The following is a 21,222-nucleotide window of genomic DNA, read 5'->3' as shown; positions in this document are numbered from 1 at the left end:
TTTACCTATGAAAAACATTGTTTTTTAACTGCAAAAATCTGCCAAAATAACTTACTTAATAGCTAATTTTTAGTAGCGATTTAAGCTAAAATTACTGTTTATTTGATTTAATCAATTATACAACTAGCGTAAGTATGCCACCTTATTTTAAAAGGTAAATACCCATACTTTAAATGCTTAGCTTTTAAATCATCATGGTTGATACTCATAAAACAGTTAAGAAAACTCTTCTGTGTCTTGTTTCAGGATGCTTTTTAAGTGTTAATAGTTTAATAGCTCAGCCAAAATTTGAATCTAGTTGGTCATCATTAGCGCAAAATTATAAAACCCCTGATTGGTTTAGAGATGCCAAATTTGGGATTTTTATGCACTGGGGTATTATGGCTGCTATAGATGAAAATAGAGAATATGGTGGCTCACATTACGGCAGATACATGTATGGCCCTGGAGAGTATCCTCCTGGACATGAAAGAAGTGTACAAGCAGAAAAACTATTAGCATGGCATACCAAGCGCTATGGGCATCCAAATAAATTTGGTTATAAAGATTTCATCCCTATGTTTAAGGCAGAACGATGGAATCCTGATTCTCTAGTAGCTTTCTATAAAGCCTGTGGTGCAAAATATATAGTACCAGTAGCAGTACATCATGATAATTTTGATATGTACGATTCTCAACATCGTTGGAATGCTGTAGCTATGGGGCCCAAAAAAGACATTATTCAAGGTTGGAAAGAAGCCGCTGAACGTCAGGGTGTAAGATTCGGGGTATCAACGCATCTTGATAGAGTGGCTTCTTTCTTTCAAACCTCAAGAAAATTTGATGGTAAAAATCCTAAATATGCCGATTTCTACAATAGCAACTACAGCTTAGATTACATGAATGATGAAGCTTGGATGAAAGTGTGGTATAGCAGAACATTAGAACTTGTAGATAAGTATAAACCCGATTTACTTTATTTTGATGGGTCTTTACCTGGTACCAATAAAGGTATGACATATGGTTTGGATTTAGCTTCACACTTTTATAACAGTAATATCCAAAAGCATAATGGTAAACTAGAAGCCGTTATGAATTTAAAACATGGGCCAGATAAAAGAGCTTTTGTTTGGGATATAGAACGTGGGCAATCTGATGCTTTGCAGCGTTTACCTTGGCAAACAGATACTGACTTATCAGGAGGTTGGTTTTACCGTAAAACCGAACCGCAATTTACCATTGATGTTTTAGTAGGCAATTTAATTGATATTGTAAGTAAAAATGGTAATCTACTTCTAAATGTTGGTTTAAGAAGTGATGGTACTTTGCCAGAAAATCAAGCTCAAATCTTAAAACAATTGGGTGGGTGGCTTAAAATTAATGGTGAAGGTATTTACGCAAGTCGCCCTTGGTTAGTTTATGGCGAGGGGCCTACCAAAGTAACTTCTGGCGCTTTTCAAGAGCAAAGAAAACCTTATACAGAACAAGATATACGCTTTACAACCCGAAATGGGTATGTCTATGCTTTTGTACTTAAAATCCCTGAAAAAGAAGTTAATATCAAGTCTTTAGCATCAAACCTTACATTGGTTAACAAAATAGAGGATATTCAACTTTTAGGTACAACAGAAAAGCTAATCTGGAAACAAACTCCAGAGGCTTTAAATATTCAATTACCTAAAAATTTAGATGCCGATTATGCACTTGTCTTTAAAATAAAAACTGATGATAAGAGCAAGCAAACCTGGGAATTAATTTTAGAATAATATAAGCATGTTAAAAAGCATTATTAAAGTATTAAGCGTAGCATTTTTACTACTTACAATAAACCGAACAGCTGTAAAAGCTTCAGAAACAGTTATAGTTGATGTTACCAAGCATGGCGTAGTTGCCGATACCAATGTGGTAAACACGAAGGCTATTCAAAAGTTAATTGATGATTACAGTAAAAAAGGTGGTGCTCTTTTACATTTTCCTGCAGGTAAATATGTTTCAGGTACTATTTTATTAAAAGATAATATCACCATTTCTTTATCAGAAAAAACAGAATTATTGGGCAGTAAAAATATTGCAGATTACCAAATGGTAGACGCTTTTAGAACCGGTAATGGAGCTTTAATGGGCTACTGTTTTATTGGTGCAGTTGATGCTAAAAATGTAGGCATCATTGGTGGAGGAACCATAAATGGCAGAGGGAAAGATGTTTTAGCATCAGGCGGAAGAGGTAAAAGACCTTTCTTGGTAAGATTTGTAAGAAGTACAGGTATTGTTGTTAAAGATGTGAAACTGATTAATTCTACCGCGTGGACTACCCACTTTTTTGCTTGTAAAGGTATAGACATTTCGGGTGTTACCATTAAAAGTCGTGGCTTAGGTAATAATGATGGTTTTGATATTGATTGCTCGCAAGACGTAAAAATATTCAATTGTGATATTGATACCGGTGACGATGGTTTATGCTTTAAAACCACCTGGAGCCAAATGGCTTGTAAAAACATAGAAGTAAAAGGTTTAAGAATTACCAGTAACCATGGCGGTATAAAGTTTGGCACCGAGTCTATGGCGCCTTTCGAAAACATCAAAATATCTGATGTTTATATCTATGATACTAGAAATGGAGGTATTAAAATTAACAGTGTTGATGGCGCACAAATACGTAATGTAGAAATATCTAACATCACCATGAATAATGTGCGTACCCCAATGCTCATTAGATTAGGTTCTCGTCTTAACGTTTTTAGAAAAGATAGTGATACCAAACAAAAAACCGGAGTAATAGAAAATGTAAGCATCAGAAATGTAAATGCTAAAGCTGCCAATCCTGCACAAATAGATCCACCAAGTGGCATTTTAATTACTGGCGTACCGGGGCATGACATTAAAAATCTAACATTAGAAAATATAGACATCAGAATAGCAGGAGGTGGTAATGCCAAACATGCTAGGCAAGTAGTACCAGAAGCAGAAACAGCCTATCCAGAAATCAGCACTTTTAAGCCAACTATTCCGGCTTATGGTATTTGGGCCAGGCATGTATCGGGTTTAACCCTAAAAAATATAAGTTTTACGGTTGATAGTACCGATTTAAGACCAGCTTTTATTATTGAAGATGGTAAAAACGTAAATATCTCTAACAGTCAAGTACCAACTTTTGAAGGTGCAGAAGCAGTAATCAGGTTAGAAAATGTACAAGCTGCAAATATCACTCAGGTAAGTACTACTGGCAAAGCAAAAGCATTGGTAAGGGTAGAAGGTAAAAGTGGGGATGTTAAGGCCTTAAAAAACAAATTCGATAAGATAGTTAAAGAAATAGAAATCATTAAACCTTAATCATAATATAACATGAAGTTTTCTTTAAAAGTATTTATCATTTTATTACTTGTAACTTCAAGTAAAGCTACCATAGCGCAAGAACAAGCTTTTGAGAGCATCAAGAATTTTATAAAGCCAGCAAAAAAAGATGGAGGCCTAAAGCTAAGTCAGTATTTTTTATGGTGCCCATCGGTTATAAAAGTTGGGAATACTTACCACATGTTTGCTTCGGCATGGCCTGCAGAAGGTGGTATGGCAAGCTGGACAGCAAAGTCTTTATGTATCAGGGCAACCTCAAAAAATCTTTTAGGCCCTTATGAATTTGCCGAAGTTGTTTTAGAAAAAAGAGAAGGTAAATGGGATAATGATAGGGTACATAATCCTAAAATAGTGAAGGTTGGAAATAAATATGTATTGTATTACATTTCTTCAGCTAACGAAACCGGTTATGCAGAGGCTGATGCTATTACAGGTCCATGGACAAGGTCTGAAAAGATGATGAGTTTTAGCAATCCGGCTCCATTGGTAAGACCCGATGGTAGCGTATATGTATTTGGTAGATTATCTGTTAAAATTGGTGATAAACAAGTGCGTACAGCCAGAGCCGCAGAAGCAGCAAGCTATAAAGGGCCTTATCAAAACTTAGCTCCTGAAAAAGAAAATCTTTTCCCTAATAATTACGAATTGGAAGACCCAACCATTTGGTGGGCAAATAACCAATACAATGTTATTTGTACAGATTTTGCTGGTGTAGCTACAGGAAGAAATAAAGTTGGTGTTCAATATTATTCTAAAGATGGTATCAATTACCAGTTATTAACCAAAGAACCTATCAACACCAACGAGATTACTTACGATGATGGTAGTAAAGAAAAATTTAAAAGGGTAGAAAGACCTTTTGCTTATGTAGAAAATGGTGTAGTAAAAGCATACTTTTTAGGTTGCATGACACCTGATGATAAAGGCGTAATTGTAGCCCATCCTGTTGATGATTATGTGCCTGGTAAATCATCATCTAAGAAGAAATAATAGAAAGGTTATGAAGATTAAAGCCGCCTTATTTTTCTTATGCTTGGGTATAGTAAGAGCTTATACACAAGAGCTTATTACAGAGCCAACAACTCCGGCTGTTTTACCCGGTAAAGGACTTAAACAATATGATTTCTTGTATGCTGGTGAGCAAAAGCATAGAAATATGTATATTGTTAAAAACGGTAAAATTGCTTGGTCTTACATAGATACTTTGGGCAAGGGAGAAATAAGCGATGCTGTTTTAATGTCTAATGGGAATATTGTTTTTGCGCATCAACATGGTTTATCTGTGATAGATAAAAACAAGAATTTCTTATGGAAACTTAATTGCCCTAAAGGAACAGAGATACATACTGCACAACCCATCGGGAAAGAACATGTAATATTTATTGAAAACTCCAATCAGCCCAAAGTAAGGGTGGTAAATATCCGTACTGGGGATTTTGTAAAGGAATTTGCTATACCTGTAAAAGATACATCCAGAGCGCATATTCAGTTTAGACATGCCCGTTTAACTAAAAGAGGAACTTATCTAGTTGCACACATGGATTTAAGTAAAATCATAGAATATGACAGCAATGGTAAGCAACTTTTAAATCTTGATTTCCCAACACCTTGGTCTGTAGAAGAGCTCGCTAATGGTAATTTATTAGCAGTTTGTAATAAGAATTTCATCAGAGAGATAACCAGAGAAGGTAAAACGCTTTGGGAATTAAAACCTGAAGATTTAATAGGTTACAGAATTTTTGGGATGCAGATGGCTTATCGTTTGCCTAATGGAAATACTTTAATTAACAATTGGTTTAACCAATGGAAGAAATATAAAATAGAACCTCAAAATATGCCTGCACAATTCTTAGAAGTTACTCCTGATAAGAAAGTGGTTTGGGCATTAAAAGAATGGCTTCCACCTGTGAATTTAGGTCCATCAACCATTATTCAATTTTTAAACGATGATAAAGCTGAGGATGTTAGGTTCGGTAATATCAAATAACAACTTATATGAAAAGACGTAATTTTTTAAGAAACAGTTTAGGCTTAACCGCTGGCGCATTATTATCAACTAAAATGGCCAAAGGTTTAAGCTTTTTAGCGCAAGAAGAAAAGCCTTTTTATGCTTCATTAAGTGGTAAGTTTTCAAGATATTCTCACCGTTTACCAAAAACCGATCAAAACTATAAAAGGTCAAAAAATTATATAGAAGACGATCCTATTCCAGAATATTCTTGGGCATCTGATGAAGCTTACGAAGCATTTCAAGATATGAAATATGGAGTTAGAATACACTGGGGCTTATATTCTATCTTAGAAATGGGCGGAGAATCTTGGCCGTTTTTAGGTAACAGAGAGCCTGCTTTTGATTTCCAAAAAAGACAAGAATATCAGGAACTTTATAAGACATGGAATCCTAAAGGTTTTGATGCTGACGAGTGGATGGATTTTTTCAAAGAGAGCGGCATGAAAATGTTTGCTTTTACCACTAAGCATCACGAAGGTTTTTCTATGTATGATACCAAAACCAGGGTAAAACGCCGCCCTAATTGGACTGCCCCAGGTGGTCCTAAAATAGAAGAGTGTGATACTACTTACAGTATCATGGACACACCTTTTAAAAGAGATGTTGTAAAAGAACTATGCGATGCTGCCCGCAAGCATGATATCAAAATAGATTTATACTATTCACATTCTGATTGGTACGATGCAGATTTTAGACCTTATGGTTATCACCCTTTGCAAATTCCTTCTAGTGAAGAATGGTGTAAAGCTAAAGCTGATGATGAGGAGTTTTCTGAATTTGAAAGAGCTAAGGAAAGACAAAAAGCATTTTTAACCATTGTACCAAACCCTACTCCGGAAGAAGAAGAAGCTATGATTGCCAGACATCGGGCACAATTAAAAGAGCTTTTAACCAATTATGGTAAAGTAGATATGATTTGCTTGGATATCTGGTTAGGGCCAAGAGTATGGCCACAACTCAGAGAAACATTAATGGAGCTTAGGAAAATACAACCTAATGTCATGTTCAGAGCCCGTGGAATTGGTAATTATGGAGATTACTATACTCCAGAGGGTTTCGTTCCCGGAGACAAAGAAAATTCAGACTCACCATGGTTTGTTATTTATCCTTTGGCAAGCTCTTTCTCTTATGATCCATCATCAAAAAAATATAAAGGTGCTAAATGGGTGGTAAAAAATCTTATAGACTCTGCTTCTAAAGGCGGAAACTTTATGGTTGGTATTGGGCCAGATGGTAACGGAAAATTCTCTCCAACAGCTATTAAGCAATTAAAAGAAGTTGGGGCTTGGTTGAAAAAGAATGGAGAAGGGATTTATGCAACCAGAGCTAGAGCAGGCGAAAATTGGAAAGAAGGTGATAACATCAGATTTACCCGTTCTAAAGATCAAAAAACCATTTATGTTCATTGTTTAGAATGGCCAGGAGATAATTTAATCTTAAAAACTGTACAGCCTAAAGCGGGTTCAACCATAACCTGTTTAGGTAACCAAAAAGCAGTTACTTGGGATTATAATGCTTCAACCAAAGAACTTACCATTCATACATCAGCAAAAATAAAAGCAGGGATTCCTAAAAAAGAGCAAATCGCATACAGTTTTGCTGTACAGGTTTAATTTATGAATTATGAGAAATAGCGTAATTAAAATATTTATCGCAGCATTTATACTTCCTTTTGTAATTCAAGCGCAAACCAGAAGTAACGAAGAAAATGCTAAGCATTATTTGCCTAAAACAGATAAACAATATACCTATACCAGTGGATATATAGAAGAAAACCCAGTTGCAGAATATACTTGGGCGTCAAAAGAAGCTTATGAGGCTTTTGATGATATGAAATTTGGTGTACGTATACATTGGGGATTATATTCTGTCATTAAACAAGAGAAAGAGTCTTGGCCGTTGTTAAAACTCCCTAATGAGCAAAAGCAAGCCTATTTTGATATGTATAAAACTTGGAATCCTACAGGTTTTAATGCAGATAGCTGGATGGAATTATTTAAAGAAAGTGGCATGAAAATGTTTGCTTTCACCACCAAACATCATGAAGGTTTTTCTTTGTTTGATACCAAAACTAGGGTGAAAAAGAGGGTAAATTATACTGCTCCCGGTGGCCCAGTTATAGAAGATTGCGATGTTGCTTATAGCATTATGGAAGGCCCCTTTAAACGAGATATCGTTAAAGAACTAACCGATGCTGCCCGTAAAAGAGATATTAAAATAGATTTATACTATTCTAACCCAGATTGGTATGATGCTGATTTTCGCCCCTATGTTTGGCATCCTTTGCAAACGCCATCTTCTGCAACCTTAGCGGTAAGAGGTAAAGATTATAAACCAGAAGGTGCTATAGAATCTCATTATGGTAAAAATGGGCCTATCATGGCACCAGACCCAACTCCGCAAGAAGTTGAGAGAGCCATGTTACGCCACCGTGAGCAGTTGAAAGAGCTATTAACCAATTACGGCAAAATAGATATGATTTGCTTGGATATGTGGTTTGGTCCGGCGGTATGGCATTACCTCAGAGAAACCATGATAGAACTGCGTAAAATACAACCCGATGTCATGTTTAGAGCTCGTGGCATTGGTAATTACGGAGATTATTACACCCCAGAAGGTTTTGTACCTGGTGCAAAAGAAAATACACAAGTGCCTTGGTTTGTGATTTATCCTTTAGGTCGCACTTTTTCTTATGAAGCTGAGGCTGATAAGCATAAGGGGGCGAAATGGGTAGTACAAAATATTGTAGACTGTGCTGCAAAAGGCGGTAATTTTATGGTTGGGGTTGGCCCCGATGGCGATGGCAAATTTCATCCTACAGCAGAAGCACAATTAAAGCAAACTGGTAAATGGTTAAAAACAAACGGAGAAGCTATTTATGGAACCAGAGCTCGCGAAGGCGAACATTGGAAAGAGGGAGATAGCATACGTTTTACCCGTTCTAAAGACCATAAAACATTATATGCTCATAGTTTTGAGTGGCCTAATAAAGTTTTTAATCTAAAAACTGTACAGCCGGTAAAAGGCTCTAAAATCTATTTAATTGGATCTAATCAGCCATTAAAATGGAAATATTCTACTAAAAAAGGTCTAACCATTCAAATACCAGATGATTTGAAAACTGCTATTCCTGCAGAAGAGCAGTTGGTTTATACATTTAAAATAGCACAGTAAAAGCATGAAAAGATATTGTTTGGCACTAGACTTAATTGATGATGAAACGCTTATTGCAGAGTATGAACATTGGCATAAAGCAGAAAACGGTTGGCCAGAGATAAAAAAAAGCATCTTGGATGCACATATAACCGCCATGGAGATTTACAGAACAGGTAATAGGCTCTTCATGATTATGGAAACCAGCGATGAATTTAGTTTTGATGAAAAGGCTAAAGCCGATGCTGAAAATCCTAAAGTACAAGAATGGGAAAAGTTAATGTGGAAATTTCAACAGCCACTAGCTTGGGCAAAAGAAGGAGAGAAATGGATACTTATGAACAAAATATTTGAATTAAAAGCTTAATTATAAAATACATACAATGGAATTAACAAATAAAGTAGCCCTTATAACGGGTGGTACACAAGGTATTGGCGCAGAAACCGCATTAAAACTTGCTCGTGAGGGTGCGCATATAAGTTTAGTAGCAAGAAATACAGATGATGAATCTTTAATCAATCAAATCAAAAGCTTAGGTAGAAATTGTGTATTGCTTAAAGGCGATATGAGCAAGCCAGAGGATTGCGAACGTGTAGTAGCAGAAACTATTGCAGCTTTAGGAGATATAGATGTTTTAGTACATTCTGCTGGTGGTGCAGCCCCTGGTAGTTTATTAAACGGTGCAAAAGATGTATGGTATAGTGCTTTTGATATTCATATACATGCAGTTTTTCATTTATGCATGGCCGCAGTACCTTCTATGAAAAGAAAAGGTTCTGGTGGTATTATCCTTATTTCATCAGCGGCAGGTTTAAGAGGTGTTAAAGGTGCTTTAGCTTATGCGGTTGTTAAAGGTGCTTTACCTCAGTTTACAAGAGCTTTAGCTTATGAACTTTCTGAGTTTGATATTAAAGTTAACTGTGTTTCTCCGGGTGTTATTCGTACCCGTTTTCAAGATTTCTTAAAACCAGAGCAAGTGAAAAATAACATAGAAAATCGTATCCCATTAAGAAGAGAAGGTAAACCAGAAGATGTAGCAGATGCCGTTGCTATGTTGCTTAAAAACGATTTTATAACTGGTGAAAACGTAGTTATAGACGGCGGTATGAGCATGCGTATTTGCTAACCAAACCAAGTTTCTAAATGAAAAAAATCTTTGTTTTTATATTCTTTTACGGATGTTCTTTATCTCTTATAGCACAAAATGCAAAGGTAAAGAACGCTGAAATGAGCTGGTGGTATAATCAGCCAGCAAAAAAGTATTGGGAGGGTTTACCTATAGCAACAGGCAGATTTGCGGCTATGATTGGTGGCAGTATCAACCAAGAAGTTATTCCATTTAACGATGAAACTTTGTGGTCTGGTGGGCCTTACAATCCTAATAATCCGCAGGGGCCACAAGTTTTAGAAGATATCAGAAAGAAAATCCTCATAGAAAAAGATTATGCGGCAGCAAGTAAAGCCTCGCTAAAATTAGGGAGTATACCTTTAAGGGTACAACATTACCAACCTATGGGTATTCTTCATTTAGGATTTAATCATGATGAAGCAAAAGTGCAAAACTATCAGCGTAAGCTTAGTATGGATAGTGCTACGGTAACCATTACCTATCGTTTAAATGGTGTTAACTACAAAAGAGAAATTTTTGCGAGTTACCCAGACCAAGTGGTGGTCATGCGTATAACAGCTAGCAAACCTAAGAGTATCAACTTAAAAGCTTCTTTAAGTAGTTTGCAACAATCTGCTGTAACACAACTCTTAAATGGAGATATTGTGATGAATGGCACAACTACTGAGCTTACTGAGGAAGAATATGCAAAAAAAGTTTTGCCCGCAGCTATGAAATGGCAATCGCGTTTAAAAGTAAATGCAGAAGGTGGTAAAACCAGTTATCTGAAAAAGGCGGGTAAAACAGGCGATGAAATTCAGATTTCTAATGCTAACGCGGTGGTTATCATGCTTGCAGGTGCTACCAATTGGGTAAATTATAACGATGTAAGTGCTAACGAGAAACAAAGATGTAATGATTACATCTCTAAAGCTGTAAAATTTAAATACGCAGAGCTTAAAAATCGTCATTTGAGAGACTACATGCCGCTTTTTGCAAGTTGTAAAATTGATTTAGGTGGACATGAAAAAGCTAAGATGAATACTACTGATCGGATTTTAGCTTTACGTAAAGGGGCTCACGATCCCTTATATATTTCGCAGTATTTCCAATATGGTAGATACCTCATGTTAGCCGGAGCTAGAGAAAAAACTTTAGCTTTTAATAATCATAACATTTGGTTAGACAACATGGAGGGGCGTTGGCAAGGGCGTTGGACTTTAAATATCAATATTCAAGAATGTTATTGGCCTATAGAAAGCACAAACTTGGCAAGTTTAAACGAATCTTTATTAACCTTTACAGAGATTTTAGCTGAAGCCGGAGCCAGAACAGCAAAAGAACTATATGGTTGTAAAGGATGGGTTGCACATCATGGTACGGATATTTGGTTTAATACTGCACCAACAGACCCAAATCCAAAAGCATCTGTTTGGCCGTTGGCAGGTCCGTGGATTTTACAACAATTATTTGATCATTACTCCTATGAGCCCGATGCTGTTTACCTGAAAAGATTATATCCTTTAATGAAAGGTTCAGCAGAATTTATTCTTGATTTCTTAGTTAAAGATCCAGAAACAGGTTATTTGGTTACCTGTCCGTCAACCTCGCCAGAGAATAATTTCTTTACTACTAAAGGAGAAGAAGCTTCTGTTTCTGCAGGTTCTTCCATGGATAACCAGCTTATTAGAAATCTGTTTAGAAATTGTATTACAGCTATAAAAGTTTTAGGTGAGGATGCTGCTTTTGCTAAAAAATTGGAAGATACTATGAAACAATTGCCACCTCATCAAATTGGGCAATTTGGTCAGTTACAAGAGTGGTTGCATGATTATAAAGAAATGCAAGTAGGTCATAGGCATATTTCACATCTGTTTGCATCATATCCTGATGATGACATCACCCTAAGGAAAACACCAGAACTGGCTAAAGCTGTAAAAGTTGTTTTAGATAGGAGGGGAAATATCAATAAAGGATGGTCTGGCGCTTGGAAAATTAACCAACAAGCTCGTTTTGAACAGCCTGAAGAAGCTTATCAGATTTTAAAATCTATGCTTACTGATATCAGTATACATCCAAGACCAGAGGATAGTGACATTACACCTTCTTTTGAAGGAAACCAAGGTATACAAGGTATTACAGCTGGCGTAGTAGAAATGCTGATGCAAAGTCACTCTAACGAGTTATACCTGCTGCCAGCAGTGCCAAAAGATTTAAAAGATGGTCATATCAGTGGTTTAAGAGCCAGAGGAGGCTATGGTGTTAATATCAGTTGGGCAAACCGCGAATTAAAAGAGGCCACAATTACCTCAAAATTTGCCCAAACCTGCAATTTAAGAAGTAAAACGCCAGTGAAAATCCTGCTGAATAAACAGGTAATTAAGCTTACAAAAGCAGCCGATAATTTATATACTTTTAACGTAGAAGCAGGTAAGACTTATACCGTTTTACCCAACTAACCTAAACTAATGACAGATACTACTTTTAAGCCATCTAAAATGCGCTGGGTCATGATAGGCTTTGCGTTTTTAGCTACCGTTTTAAATTATATAGACCGTTTGGCTTTTAATTATTTAAGTGCCGAAGGAGCTTTAAGAGAGCTCATTCCTGATGATGCTTTTGGATATATTACCACTGCTTTTTTTGTGGCCTACATGGTTTCAAACGGTTTTTCTGGCTTCGCCATAGATAAGTTAGGAACCAAATTAGGATATTCTATCTGCATGGCTTTTTGGACTACCGCTGCCATGTTACACGCTTTAGCAAGATTACCTTGGCATTTTGGTTTAGCCCGTTTCTTTTTGGGTATTGGTGAGGCAGGTAACTGGCCATCAGCTATTAAACTAACTAGTGAGTGGTTTCCGCAGAGCGAGCGTTCTACTGCATCAGGTATTTTTAACAGTGGTTCTGCTATAGGTGCTGTTGTTGCGCCACCATTAATTGCATTTTTGGGTACTGTTTATGGCTGGAAAGCTACTTTTATTATTGTAGGTTCTTTAGGTTATTTATGGCTTATTGCTTTCTGGTTTACTTATTATACCCCAAAACAAGCTTTAGAAGAAACCAAATTAAGAACCATCCCGGCTAAAAAACTCATCAAAAACAAATTTGTATTGGGTTTTACTTTATCTAAAGTATTGATGGACCCTGTATGGTATTTCATCACATTTTGGATAGGACGTTATTTAGTTGATGTTCATGGATGGGATTTAACTACCATAGGTTGGTTTGCTATGATACCTTTTATTTCTGCCGATTTTGGAAATATTTTAGGAGGCTTATTTACTCAAACCTTAATTAAAAGAGGTATGGCTGTACCTAGGGCAAGAAAATTAGCTGTTACTATTTTCGGGCTGATGACTGCTGGCTCATTAATATTAGGTCCGCTTATTATCACCTCACCAGCAATTGCAATAGCTGTTTTAGCAGTAGCAGGCTTTGGCTACTCTTCTTATACCGCTAACTCTATGGCTTTCCCTGCTGATGTTGTTCCAAAAAATGCAACAGCTTCTGTTTGGGGTTTGGCAAGTGTTGGTTCTGGTTTAGGCGGAGCTATCTTTCAATCTATATCTGGTGTAACGGTTAAGAATTTTTCTGATGCATACGGCTACTCATCGGCATACAATACGGTTTTCATAGGTTATGGAGTATTAGCACTTTTAGGCTTATGTGTGGTGCTTTTTGTTATAGGGCCTTTGGTAAGAGATGAAGAATTGCATGCTTATGTAAATCAAGATAATCCTGAAGAAAATCAATCAAATTAAATTTGCCATGTTAAAAACACAATTACTACATCCTGAAATATTAATGGAACTAGGCCGAAACGGACATGGTTCTAAAATTTTAATTTCTGATGGTAATTTTCCAGTAAGTACATGTACACCCCAAACAGCAAAAAAGGTTTACTTAAATCTTACGCCAGGTGTTTTAAATGTTATTGATGTGTTAAAAGTGATTAAAAACTTTATCCCAGTAGAGAAAGCTTATATCATGAACCCTCCAGATGAAACACCACAACCTATCCACCATGAATTTAAACAAATTCTTGATGAGGATACTTCATTTGAAGCTTTAAAAAGATATGAGTTTTATGATATTGCCAAAACACCTGATGTTTGCTTAGCTATAGCAACAGCAGAGGTTAGAAGATTTGCCAATATTATTTTAGAAATAGGAGTAATTAGGCCAGAATAAATTAGCATCATGCAAACCTTAAATCATATATATCAACATAAAATAGTAGCCATTATTAGAGGCGTTTCTGCCGATAAGGCTAAAGATGTGGCTTTCGCTTTAGCAGAAGGAGGTGTGAAAATTTTAGAAATCACCTTAAACTCACCTAAAGCCTTACAAGTTATAGAGCAATTGGCAGATAGTATTGGAAATAAAGTTTTAATAGGTGCAGGTACGGTATTAGATCCAGAATCTGCTAGAGCAGCAATTTACGCTGGGGCGAAGTTTATTTTATCGCCAACGGTAGATATCAATACCATACACATGACCAGAAGACATGGTGCTGTAAGTATTCCTGGAGCTTATACACCAACAGAAATTTTAAATGCTTACGCCTGGGGCGGCGATATTGTAAAAGTTTTTCCAGCAAGTGCAGGTGTAGCTTATATCAAAGATGTAAAAGGGCCTTTACCTCAAATTCCTATCATGCCAACCGGAGGTGTAGGTTTAGATAATATCAAAGAGTTTAAGAAAATTGGTGCTGTGGCTTATGGAATAGGAAGTTCTTTGGTTGATGCTAAGCAAACCATAAATGATGAATATTTAAAGCAATTAACTTCAAAAGCTAAGCAGTTTATAGAAGCTGTTCAATAATATCAATATTAAAATGAAAATTACAGGTTACGAATTATATCAAGTTCCACCAAGATGGTTATTCCTTAAAATAGAAACTAGCGAAGGTATTGTGGGTTGGGGCGAGCCCGTTGTTGAAGGTAAAGCAGCTACAGTTAAAGCGGCTGTTATAGAATTAATGGAAGGCTTAATCGGTAAAGACCCTCAAAATATAGAAGACCATTGGAATATGATGTACCGAGCAGGTTTTTATCGTGGTGGCCCTATTTTAATGAGTGCTATTGCTGGTATAGACCAAGCACTTTGGGATATAAAAGGTAAGTTCTATAATACACCAATTTATCAACTATTAGGTGGTAAAGCTCGTGATACCATGAAGGTATACTCTTGGATTGGTGGCGACCGCCCAGCTGAAGTAGGTACAGCAGCCAAAGAAATGATAGATAAAGGCTTTAAGGCAGTAAAAATGAATGCTACCGAGGAGCTTCAAATCATAGATACTTACGATAAAATTGATGCTGCCATAGCTCGTATTGCCGCCGTTAGAGATGCTGTTGGACCGGCTGTTGGTATAGGTATAGATTTTCATGGTAGGGTACACAAACCTATGGCTAAGATTTTAGCCAAAGAGTTAGAAGCCTACAGGCCGATGTTTATTGAAGAACCTGTTTTACCAGAAAATAACGAAGCATTAAGGGAAATTGCCAACTTAACCTCTATTCCTATCGCAACTGGAGAGCGTATGTTCTCAAGATGGCATTTTAAGGATTTATTAATTGGTGGTTATGCAGATATCATTCAGCCAGATTTATCCCACGCAGGTGGTATAACAGAGTGTAAAAAAATATTCTCTATGGCCGAAGCTTTTGATGTTGCGGTTGCGCCACATTGCCCACTTGGCCCTATAGCTTTAGCTGCTTGCTTACAAGTAGATGCCACCAGTTACAATGCTTTTATTCAAGAGCAAAGTTTGGGTATCCACTACAATCAGGGTAGTGATATTTTAGATTATATCGTTGATAAAAATGTATTTAAGTATGAGGATGGTTATGTTAAAATACCAGACGGACCAGGCCTCGGTATAGAAATAAATGAAGACCACGTAAAAGCTATGGCAAATGTTGGCCATAATTGGAAAAACCCCGTTTGGCGTCATCAGGACGGAAGCATAGCAGAGTGGTAATCATTAAAAGATAAAAAGAAGGAGTCATAAGCGTTCATTGTTTGAAGGGTGTATTCATTGGTTTGGTTTAATTAATCTTCTTTCAGTAAGATGTACATTTTTGATTTCCTTCTTTTTCTAATTCTAACACATGAATAATTTGTTTTTAAGTTGCGATTGGGGTACATCATCTTTCAGACTACGTTTGATAGATGCATACGGTTTAAATACTTTAGCTGAAGTAAGCAATGCAGAAGGTAACGCTATCTTATTCCAGAAATGGAAAGCCGCAGGGGCTGATACTGATAGAAGAACAGATTTTTATCTTTCCTTCTTAAAAGAAAATATAGATAAAATTAGTTTAGAATTTGGTAAAAGCTTAGATGGGCTACCAATTATTATTTCTGGTATGGCATCTTCTACGGTTGGTATGCAAGAGCTTCCTTACAAAAAGCTTCCTTTTTCTTTAAACGGTGCCGATTTAAAGGTTACACATTTTCAAGCTACCAAAGACTTTTCGCATTCTTTTACTTTAGTATCTGGCGTTTGTTCTGATGCTGATGTTATTAGAGGAGAAGAAATACAACTAGTAGGTTGCCAACCCGATAAAAGACTTAAAGAGCAAGTTTTTATTATACCAGGTACACATTCTAAACACGTTTTTACTGTTGATGATAAAGCTGTAGGCTTCTCTACTTATATGACGGGAGAACTTTTTAGCTTATTAAGTAGTCAAAGTATCTTATCAACCACAGTAGAAAAACAAGGTGTTTTAACAGATGATGAAAATACAGCAGCCTTTAAACAAGGTGTTTTAGATAGCTTTAAAGCTAATTTACTGCATGCTATGTTTTGGGTAAGAACCAACCAGCTGTTTAATAAATTTAGTAAAGAGAGTAATTATTACTATTTGAGTGGCTTATTAATTGGTGCCGAACTAAAAGAATTAAAAGGAACAGAAAAGGCAATAACTTTATTGTCTTCTGGTATCTTAAGTGAGAGCTACTTGTTAGCCTTAGAAACTTTAGGTTTAGGACAGCAAGTGTCTCAGAAAAGTGTTGATGAAGCTATTATTAATGGTCATTATCAGCTTTATATGCTTCATTACCAATAGAAAATCCTTATTTTCAAAGTCTGAAAATAAGATGGATGATATTTAAAACTCAATACTACCTTTTTTTATTAGCATTAATCTGTTCTTCTTTTGTGCCTAAGCAAAAGATGTTAGAAACTTACCAGATTCATGGCTATACCCAAGGTACTACCTATTCTGTAAAATATTATGCATCTAAAGCATTAGTTTCTGAAGAAGAAATTGAAGCTATTTTGGCAGAATTGAACCAATCCTTATCCGTTTATCACGATACATCCCTCATCAGCCAATTTAACTTTAGCAAAAGAGGTGTTTTGTTAGATAAGCATCTGCATAAAGTGGTGAAAGAAGCTCAGAAAGTAGCTCAAGCTTCACAAGGGGCGTTTGATATTACTGTTTATCCTTTAATAGAAGCATGGGGCTTTTTAGGAAAGCAGAAACAAACTATACCAGATAGCTTGACCATCAAAAGCATATTAAAGCATGTAGGTTATCAGCAAATTACCATCAAAGGGGATAGCTTGGTAAAAACGAATCCGTTAGTTAAAATTGATGTGAACGGGATTGCGCAAGGTTATTCGGTTGATGTTCTTGCTGATTTTTTAGAGCATAAAGGTATCAGGAATTATATTGTAGAAATAGGTGGTGAGCTAAGGATAAAAGGTAAAAAACCTGATGGCTCTTATCCTAAAATAGGCATAGAATCACCAAGTCTAAAAGAAACATCTTTACAAAAAATTATCGTCCCTAAAAAAGGTGCTATAACCACCTCTGGAAGCTACCGTAAATTCATAGAAAGTAAAGGTTTAAAGCAAACACACTTAATAGATACTAAAACAGGTTATTCTATTAAAAGTAAGAATATAAGTGTAACAGTTTATGCTAAAACGGCAATGCTTGCTGATGCCTATGATAATGTTTTGATGGGGATGGATATAGAAGAAGCTTTTCGCTTTTTAAAAAAACATCCACACTTAGAAGCATTTTTTATTTACCAACAGCAAGGTCTACTAAAAGATACCGCTACAACTGGATTTTACAAGCTCCTAGCGCCTTAATTGACTATAAGTTTATGTTGTTTTCTTTAGCCAAGAAAGCCTGTGTATTATGATGTCTAAATCTATAGCTAACAGGGTACTAACAGGGTACTAACAGGGTGCTAACAGGGTTATAACAGGGTTGTTATAAGGTTAATTAACCTGTTATGTTCCTATAAATACCCTATTATTTACTTGTTAATTTCTAATAAATACTTGACATGGCTCTTTCTTGTCCTTTTATAGAGGATGCTACTTAAACAGTTTCCTAAATAAATGGGCTCTAGGTCTAGGTAATGAGATGGATGAAGGGGTTGTTTCTATTCAAAAGCGGGTGTAATTTATATCAATCTATTTAACTCATACTAACGGATTGAAATACTATTGATAGGTTTACATCAACCAATTAAACTCGATTGTAAACTAATTAATTTTCGTATGAAGTTTTATACTTTCTTAGTATTGCTGTTAATTTCTAGTTTGGCCTCAGTGGCACAAAAAGTTATTAGCGGAAAAGTCGTTTCAGACGACGATAAACTACCTCTACCCGGGGTAAGTGTTAAAATCTCAAAATCAAATGCTGGAACTTTAACAGATGTAAATGGTAATTTCAAAATATCGGCTAAGCCAGAAGATATTTTGATTTTTTCTTTTATTGGTTTTGATAGTAAAACTGTTACTGTAGGTAACCAAACAAATTTATCTGTTTCGCTACGTTCATCTAATACTGTATTAGATGAGATTGCGGTTGTAGGTTATGGTACACAGAAAAAAGTGAATCTTACAGGTTCTGTACAAACATTACGTTTGGATAGTGCTGTAAACACTCCAGTTACTAATTCAGCACAATTGATGTATGGTAAATTTTCTGGTGTTCAGTTAACTCAAGGTAGTGGACTTCCTGGTGCAGATGCTTCGTCAGTAATTATTAGAGGTATTGGTACTTTTGGGAATTCTAATCCACTTGTAGTCATTGATGATATCCAATACAGTGGTTTAGGAGCTTTCAATAATTTAGCCCCTTCAGATATTGAAACTATTTCTGTATTAAAAGATGCTTCTGCTAGTGCAATTTATGGTGCTAGAGGAGCTAATGGAGTAATAGTAGTAACTACAAAGAAAGGTAAGAGCGGAGCTTTGGATGTAAGCTATAATGTTTACCAAGGTTTTCAAAATGTAACGGTTGTACCAGAATACTTAGACGCAGTTGATTATGCTATTTTAAGAAATGAAAGAGATATTAATTTGAATGGAGCAAATGCCCCTATAAGATACTCTCCTGCTAATATTCAAGCTATTATTGATGGTACTAATCCAGACCAGTATTCTAATACTAGATGGTCTGATGTTATCTTAAGAACTGCCCCAATACAAAACCATTATTTATCTTTTGCAGGTGGAAACGACAAAACTACCTTTAGAGTTTCTTTAGGTTATTTAAATCAAGAAGCGGTTGTAAGAGGTAAGTTTGAGAATGAGAGATTTAACTTAAGTTTAAATATCAATTCTAAATTAAAGAATTGGCTAACAGTTTCAAACGTTACCAATACTTATTGGACCAAGTTTAGAGGACCTTCTGGTGGTGCTGGTGCTATAACAGGTGAAACTGGTATCATCAATCAATTCCAAAGATCTGCACCTACTATACCTGTTTATTACTCTTCTGGTGAATTCGGTACAGTGGATGGTTCTTATCAAAATGTAAATTTTAGTTATCCTATTAACCATCCATTAAGAACCGGCCAATTAGGAGATCATACGAATGATGATATAAACATTGCTGAAAGAATAGGTGTAAAAGCAAATATTACTAAAAATTTATCTTTTGAGACTAGTGGCGCTATCAATCTAAATTATGGAATGGTGTCTAATTTCACACCTAGATTTACTACTGTTGATTTTAACGGAGACATTGTTTCTGCTCCGGGAAATAATACTTTATCTAATAGCACAGATCTTAACTATAGATTGTTAAATGAGAATATTTTAAGATATGCTAAAGTTTTTAACAAAGATCATGATGTTAGTGTATTAGCCGGTCATTCTGTTATTTATGGTAGAAGTGATTCATTTAGCGGTTCATTACAAGGTTTTCCATCAGACTTATTACAAGAATTTAACGCAGGTGGCGTCTTAAACCCTTCAGTAGCAGGTGGTGCTAATGAGGAATCATTACAATCTTTCTTCTCTAGAGTTAATTATGCTTATAAAGGTAAGTATTTAGTTGAGGTTAACTTTAGAAGAGATGGGTCATCTAGGTTTGGGCCTAATAGAAGATACGGTAATTTTCCATCGGCTTCTGCGGGTTGGAGAATTTCAGAAGAAAGTTTCATGAAGAATTTTACTTGGTTATCTGAACTAAAGTTAAGAGGTAGTTGGGGTATTACAGGTAACGACAACATAGATAATTATATTTATGAGCAATACTTAAACACTAATTTAGATTATTATGTTGGAAGCTCAGTAGTACCAGGCGTAGCATTAACAAGACTTTCTAACCCAAATATCTCTTGGGAACAAGTGGAACAATTTGATATTGGTCTTGATGCTGATTTATTTAAAAATAGATTATCAGTTTCTGCAGATTATTTTAGAAGAAGTAGTTCTGAGGTATTATACAGTAATTTTCCAATTCCGTCTACTATTGGTGTAAACAGTTTGTCTGCGCAAAACGCAGCTAATATGGTTAACGAAGGTATTGAGGCAAACTTTAGTTTTCGTGGAAAAATAAATGAGTTTAATTACACTTTAAGTGGTAACGTTTCAAAATTTGCTGATAATAAGGTTACGAGTTTAGGTTTTAGAGGGGTTGAAACTATTAGTGGTAATAACATTATTAGAATAGGACAGCCATTCAACGCTTATTATGGCTATAAAGTAGAGGGTATTTTCCAAACAGATGATGAGGTAGCAAATGCACCAAGACAGTTTGGTTCTCCATTAACACGCCCCGGAGATTTTAGATATGCAGATTTATCAGGACCTGCTGGTGTACCAGATGGTGTTATTGATGCTTTTGATAGAACAGTAATTGGTAATCCATACCCATCATGGTTATATGGTTTTAGTGGTAACTTCAATTATAAAGGGATAGATTTAGCTGTAACTTTTCAAGGTGTACATGGTCTAGATCGTATTTTAAATAGTAACGGTCAACAACCAATGCCAGATGATAGAAATAACGGATTATCTTATTGGCTTAACAGATGGACACCAGAAAACCCATCAACAGAATTACCACGTTTAGGTGGTGTTAATAATACTGTTATTTCTGATTTTTATGTACAAGATGTTTCTTTCTTAAGATTAAGAAATCTTGAATTGGGTTATACTATTCCATCAATATTAACCAAAAAATACGGAATATCTAGACTTAGATTCTATTTAAGCGGACAAAATATCTTAACCTTCACGAAGCTAGAAAATTTTGATCCAGAGCGTGAAAGAGGTGGAGCTACAGATAGATTAACCCCTCTTTACAAAATTTATTCATTTGGTTTAAACCTTAAATTTTAATAGGT

At 35.8% G+C, this 21,222-nt stretch carries 16 protein-coding genes; all 16 read left to right on the top strand.

What is annotated here, in order from left to right:
* The first annotated feature begins 194 nt into the window (after positions 1–194).
* The 16 genes from GJJ64_RS07490 to GJJ64_RS07415 all read left to right on the top strand — a co-directional run bounded on the left by GJJ64_RS07490 (position 195) and on the right by GJJ64_RS07415 (position 21,217).
* Positions 195–1,745: an alpha-L-fucosidase gene (locus GJJ64_RS07490; RefSeq protein WP_154287117.1), complete on the top strand. Its 1,551-nt coding sequence runs from the start codon at positions 195–197 to the stop codon at positions 1,743–1,745.
* A 7-nt stretch (positions 1,746–1,752) separates the two neighbouring features.
* On the top strand, positions 1,753–3,309 hold the full coding sequence (locus GJJ64_RS07485; protein WP_154287115.1) for a glycoside hydrolase family 28 protein: 1,557 nt from the start codon (positions 1,753–1,755) through the stop codon (positions 3,307–3,309).
* Between the two features lie 12 nt (positions 3,310–3,321).
* On the top strand, positions 3,322–4,320 hold the full coding sequence (locus GJJ64_RS07480) for a glycoside hydrolase family protein (protein ID WP_154287113.1): 999 nt from the start codon (positions 3,322–3,324) through the stop codon (positions 4,318–4,320).
* A 10-nt stretch (positions 4,321–4,330) separates the two neighbouring features.
* Positions 4,331–5,317: a beta-propeller domain-containing protein gene (locus GJJ64_RS07475; protein WP_154287111.1), complete on the top strand. Its 987-nt coding sequence runs from the start codon at positions 4,331–4,333 to the stop codon at positions 5,315–5,317.
* An 8-nt stretch (positions 5,318–5,325) separates the two neighbouring features.
* Positions 5,326–6,954 (top strand): alpha-L-fucosidase, encoded by a 1,629-nt coding sequence (locus GJJ64_RS07470; RefSeq protein ID WP_154287110.1) that lies wholly within the window; start codon positions 5,326–5,328, stop codon positions 6,952–6,954.
* A 10-nt stretch (positions 6,955–6,964) separates the two neighbouring features.
* Positions 6,965–8,515: an alpha-L-fucosidase gene (locus GJJ64_RS07465; protein ID WP_154287108.1), complete on the top strand. Its 1,551-nt coding sequence runs from the start codon at positions 6,965–6,967 to the stop codon at positions 8,513–8,515.
* A gap of 4 nt (positions 8,516–8,519) precedes the next feature.
* Positions 8,520–8,861 (top strand): L-rhamnose mutarotase, encoded by a 342-nt coding sequence (locus tag GJJ64_RS07460; RefSeq protein WP_154287106.1) that lies wholly within the window; start codon positions 8,520–8,522, stop codon positions 8,859–8,861.
* 16 nt (positions 8,862–8,877) lie between these two features.
* Positions 8,878–9,621 (top strand): SDR family NAD(P)-dependent oxidoreductase, encoded by a 744-nt coding sequence (locus GJJ64_RS07455; protein ID WP_154287104.1) that lies wholly within the window; start codon positions 8,878–8,880, stop codon positions 9,619–9,621.
* A 17-nt stretch (positions 9,622–9,638) separates the two neighbouring features.
* A complete protein-coding gene (locus GJJ64_RS07450; protein WP_154287102.1) occupies positions 9,639–12,062 on the top strand; it encodes a glycoside hydrolase family 95 protein in 2,424 nt (807 codons plus the stop codon).
* A 9-nt stretch (positions 12,063–12,071) separates the two neighbouring features.
* Positions 12,072–13,367, top strand: coding sequence for an MFS transporter (locus GJJ64_RS07445; protein WP_154287101.1), 1,296 nt, complete (start codon positions 12,072–12,074; stop codon positions 13,365–13,367).
* A 7-nt stretch (positions 13,368–13,374) separates the two neighbouring features.
* Complete coding sequence (locus GJJ64_RS07440) at positions 13,375–13,797, top strand: RbsD/FucU family protein (protein ID WP_154287099.1); 423 nt, start codon at positions 13,375–13,377, stop codon at positions 13,795–13,797.
* Positions 13,798–13,806: 9 nt separating this feature from the next.
* Positions 13,807–14,430, top strand: a complete 624-nt coding sequence (locus GJJ64_RS07435) for a bifunctional 4-hydroxy-2-oxoglutarate aldolase/2-dehydro-3-deoxy-phosphogluconate aldolase (RefSeq protein ID WP_154287097.1) — start codon at positions 13,807–13,809, stop codon at positions 14,428–14,430.
* 13 nt (positions 14,431–14,443) lie between these two features.
* Positions 14,444–15,592 carry a galactonate dehydratase gene (gene dgoD, locus GJJ64_RS07430; protein ID WP_154287095.1) on the top strand — a complete coding sequence of 383 codons (1,149 nt, stop codon included), beginning with the start codon at positions 14,444–14,446 and terminating at the stop codon, positions 15,590–15,592.
* A gap of 130 nt (positions 15,593–15,722) precedes the next feature.
* A complete protein-coding gene (locus tag GJJ64_RS07425) occupies positions 15,723–16,685 on the top strand; it encodes a 2-dehydro-3-deoxygalactonokinase (protein ID WP_154287094.1) in 963 nt (320 codons plus the stop codon).
* A gap of 35 nt (positions 16,686–16,720) precedes the next feature.
* Entirely contained in the window at positions 16,721–17,722 is a 1,002-nt protein-coding gene (locus GJJ64_RS07420) for an FAD:protein FMN transferase (RefSeq protein WP_154287092.1), read from the top strand.
* Between the two features lie 417 nt (positions 17,723–18,139).
* Positions 18,140–21,217 carry a SusC/RagA family TonB-linked outer membrane protein gene (locus tag GJJ64_RS07415; RefSeq protein WP_154287090.1) on the top strand — a complete coding sequence of 1,026 codons (3,078 nt, stop codon included), beginning with the start codon at positions 18,140–18,142 and terminating at the stop codon, positions 21,215–21,217.
* Positions 21,218–21,222: the final 5 nt, after the last annotated feature.

This window comes from Pedobacter puniceum (assembly GCF_009674685.1).
Classification (GTDB): Bacteria; Bacteroidota; Bacteroidia; order Sphingobacteriales; family Sphingobacteriaceae; genus Pseudopedobacter; species Pseudopedobacter puniceum.
The sequence above is the reverse complement of the archived record's forward strand: the minus strand, read 5'-3'. Positions and strand labels throughout refer to the sequence as shown.

Bases quoted from the DNA above. Each gene is read 5' to 3' on its own strand.
- GJJ64_RS07470 (WP_154287110.1), top strand. From the start codon at position 5,326: ATGAAAAGACGTAATTTTTTAAGAAACAGTTTAGGCTTAACCGCTGGC.
- GJJ64_RS07415 (WP_154287090.1), top strand. From the start codon at position 18,140: ATGAAGTTTTATACTTTCTTAGTATTGCTGTTAATTTCTAGTTTGGCC.
- GJJ64_RS07420 (WP_154287092.1), top strand. From the start codon at position 16,721: ATGATATTTAAAACTCAATACTACCTTTTTTTATTAGCATTAATCTGT.
- GJJ64_RS07455 (WP_154287104.1), top strand. From the start codon at position 8,878: ATGGAATTAACAAATAAAGTAGCCCTTATAACGGGTGGTACACAAGGT.
- GJJ64_RS07475 (WP_154287111.1), top strand. From the start codon at position 4,331: ATGAAGATTAAAGCCGCCTTATTTTTCTTATGCTTGGGTATAGTAAGA.
- GJJ64_RS07490 (WP_154287117.1), top strand. From the start codon at position 195: ATGGTTGATACTCATAAAACAGTTAAGAAAACTCTTCTGTGTCTTGTT.
- GJJ64_RS07445 (WP_154287101.1), top strand. From the start codon at position 12,072: ATGACAGATACTACTTTTAAGCCATCTAAAATGCGCTGGGTCATGATA.
- GJJ64_RS07465 (WP_154287108.1), top strand. From the start codon at position 6,965: ATGAGAAATAGCGTAATTAAAATATTTATCGCAGCATTTATACTTCCT.
- GJJ64_RS07485 (WP_154287115.1), top strand. From the start codon at position 1,753: ATGTTAAAAAGCATTATTAAAGTATTAAGCGTAGCATTTTTACTACTT.
- GJJ64_RS07460 (WP_154287106.1), top strand. From the start codon at position 8,520: ATGAAAAGATATTGTTTGGCACTAGACTTAATTGATGATGAAACGCTT.
- GJJ64_RS07480 (WP_154287113.1), top strand. From the start codon at position 3,322: ATGAAGTTTTCTTTAAAAGTATTTATCATTTTATTACTTGTAACTTCA.
- GJJ64_RS07435 (WP_154287097.1), top strand. From the start codon at position 13,807: ATGCAAACCTTAAATCATATATATCAACATAAAATAGTAGCCATTATT.
- GJJ64_RS07450 (WP_154287102.1), top strand. From the start codon at position 9,639: ATGAAAAAAATCTTTGTTTTTATATTCTTTTACGGATGTTCTTTATCT.
- GJJ64_RS07425 (WP_154287094.1), top strand. From the start codon at position 15,723: ATGAATAATTTGTTTTTAAGTTGCGATTGGGGTACATCATCTTTCAGA.
- dgoD (WP_154287095.1), top strand. From the start codon at position 14,444: ATGAAAATTACAGGTTACGAATTATATCAAGTTCCACCAAGATGGTTA.
- GJJ64_RS07440 (WP_154287099.1), top strand. From the start codon at position 13,375: ATGTTAAAAACACAATTACTACATCCTGAAATATTAATGGAACTAGGC.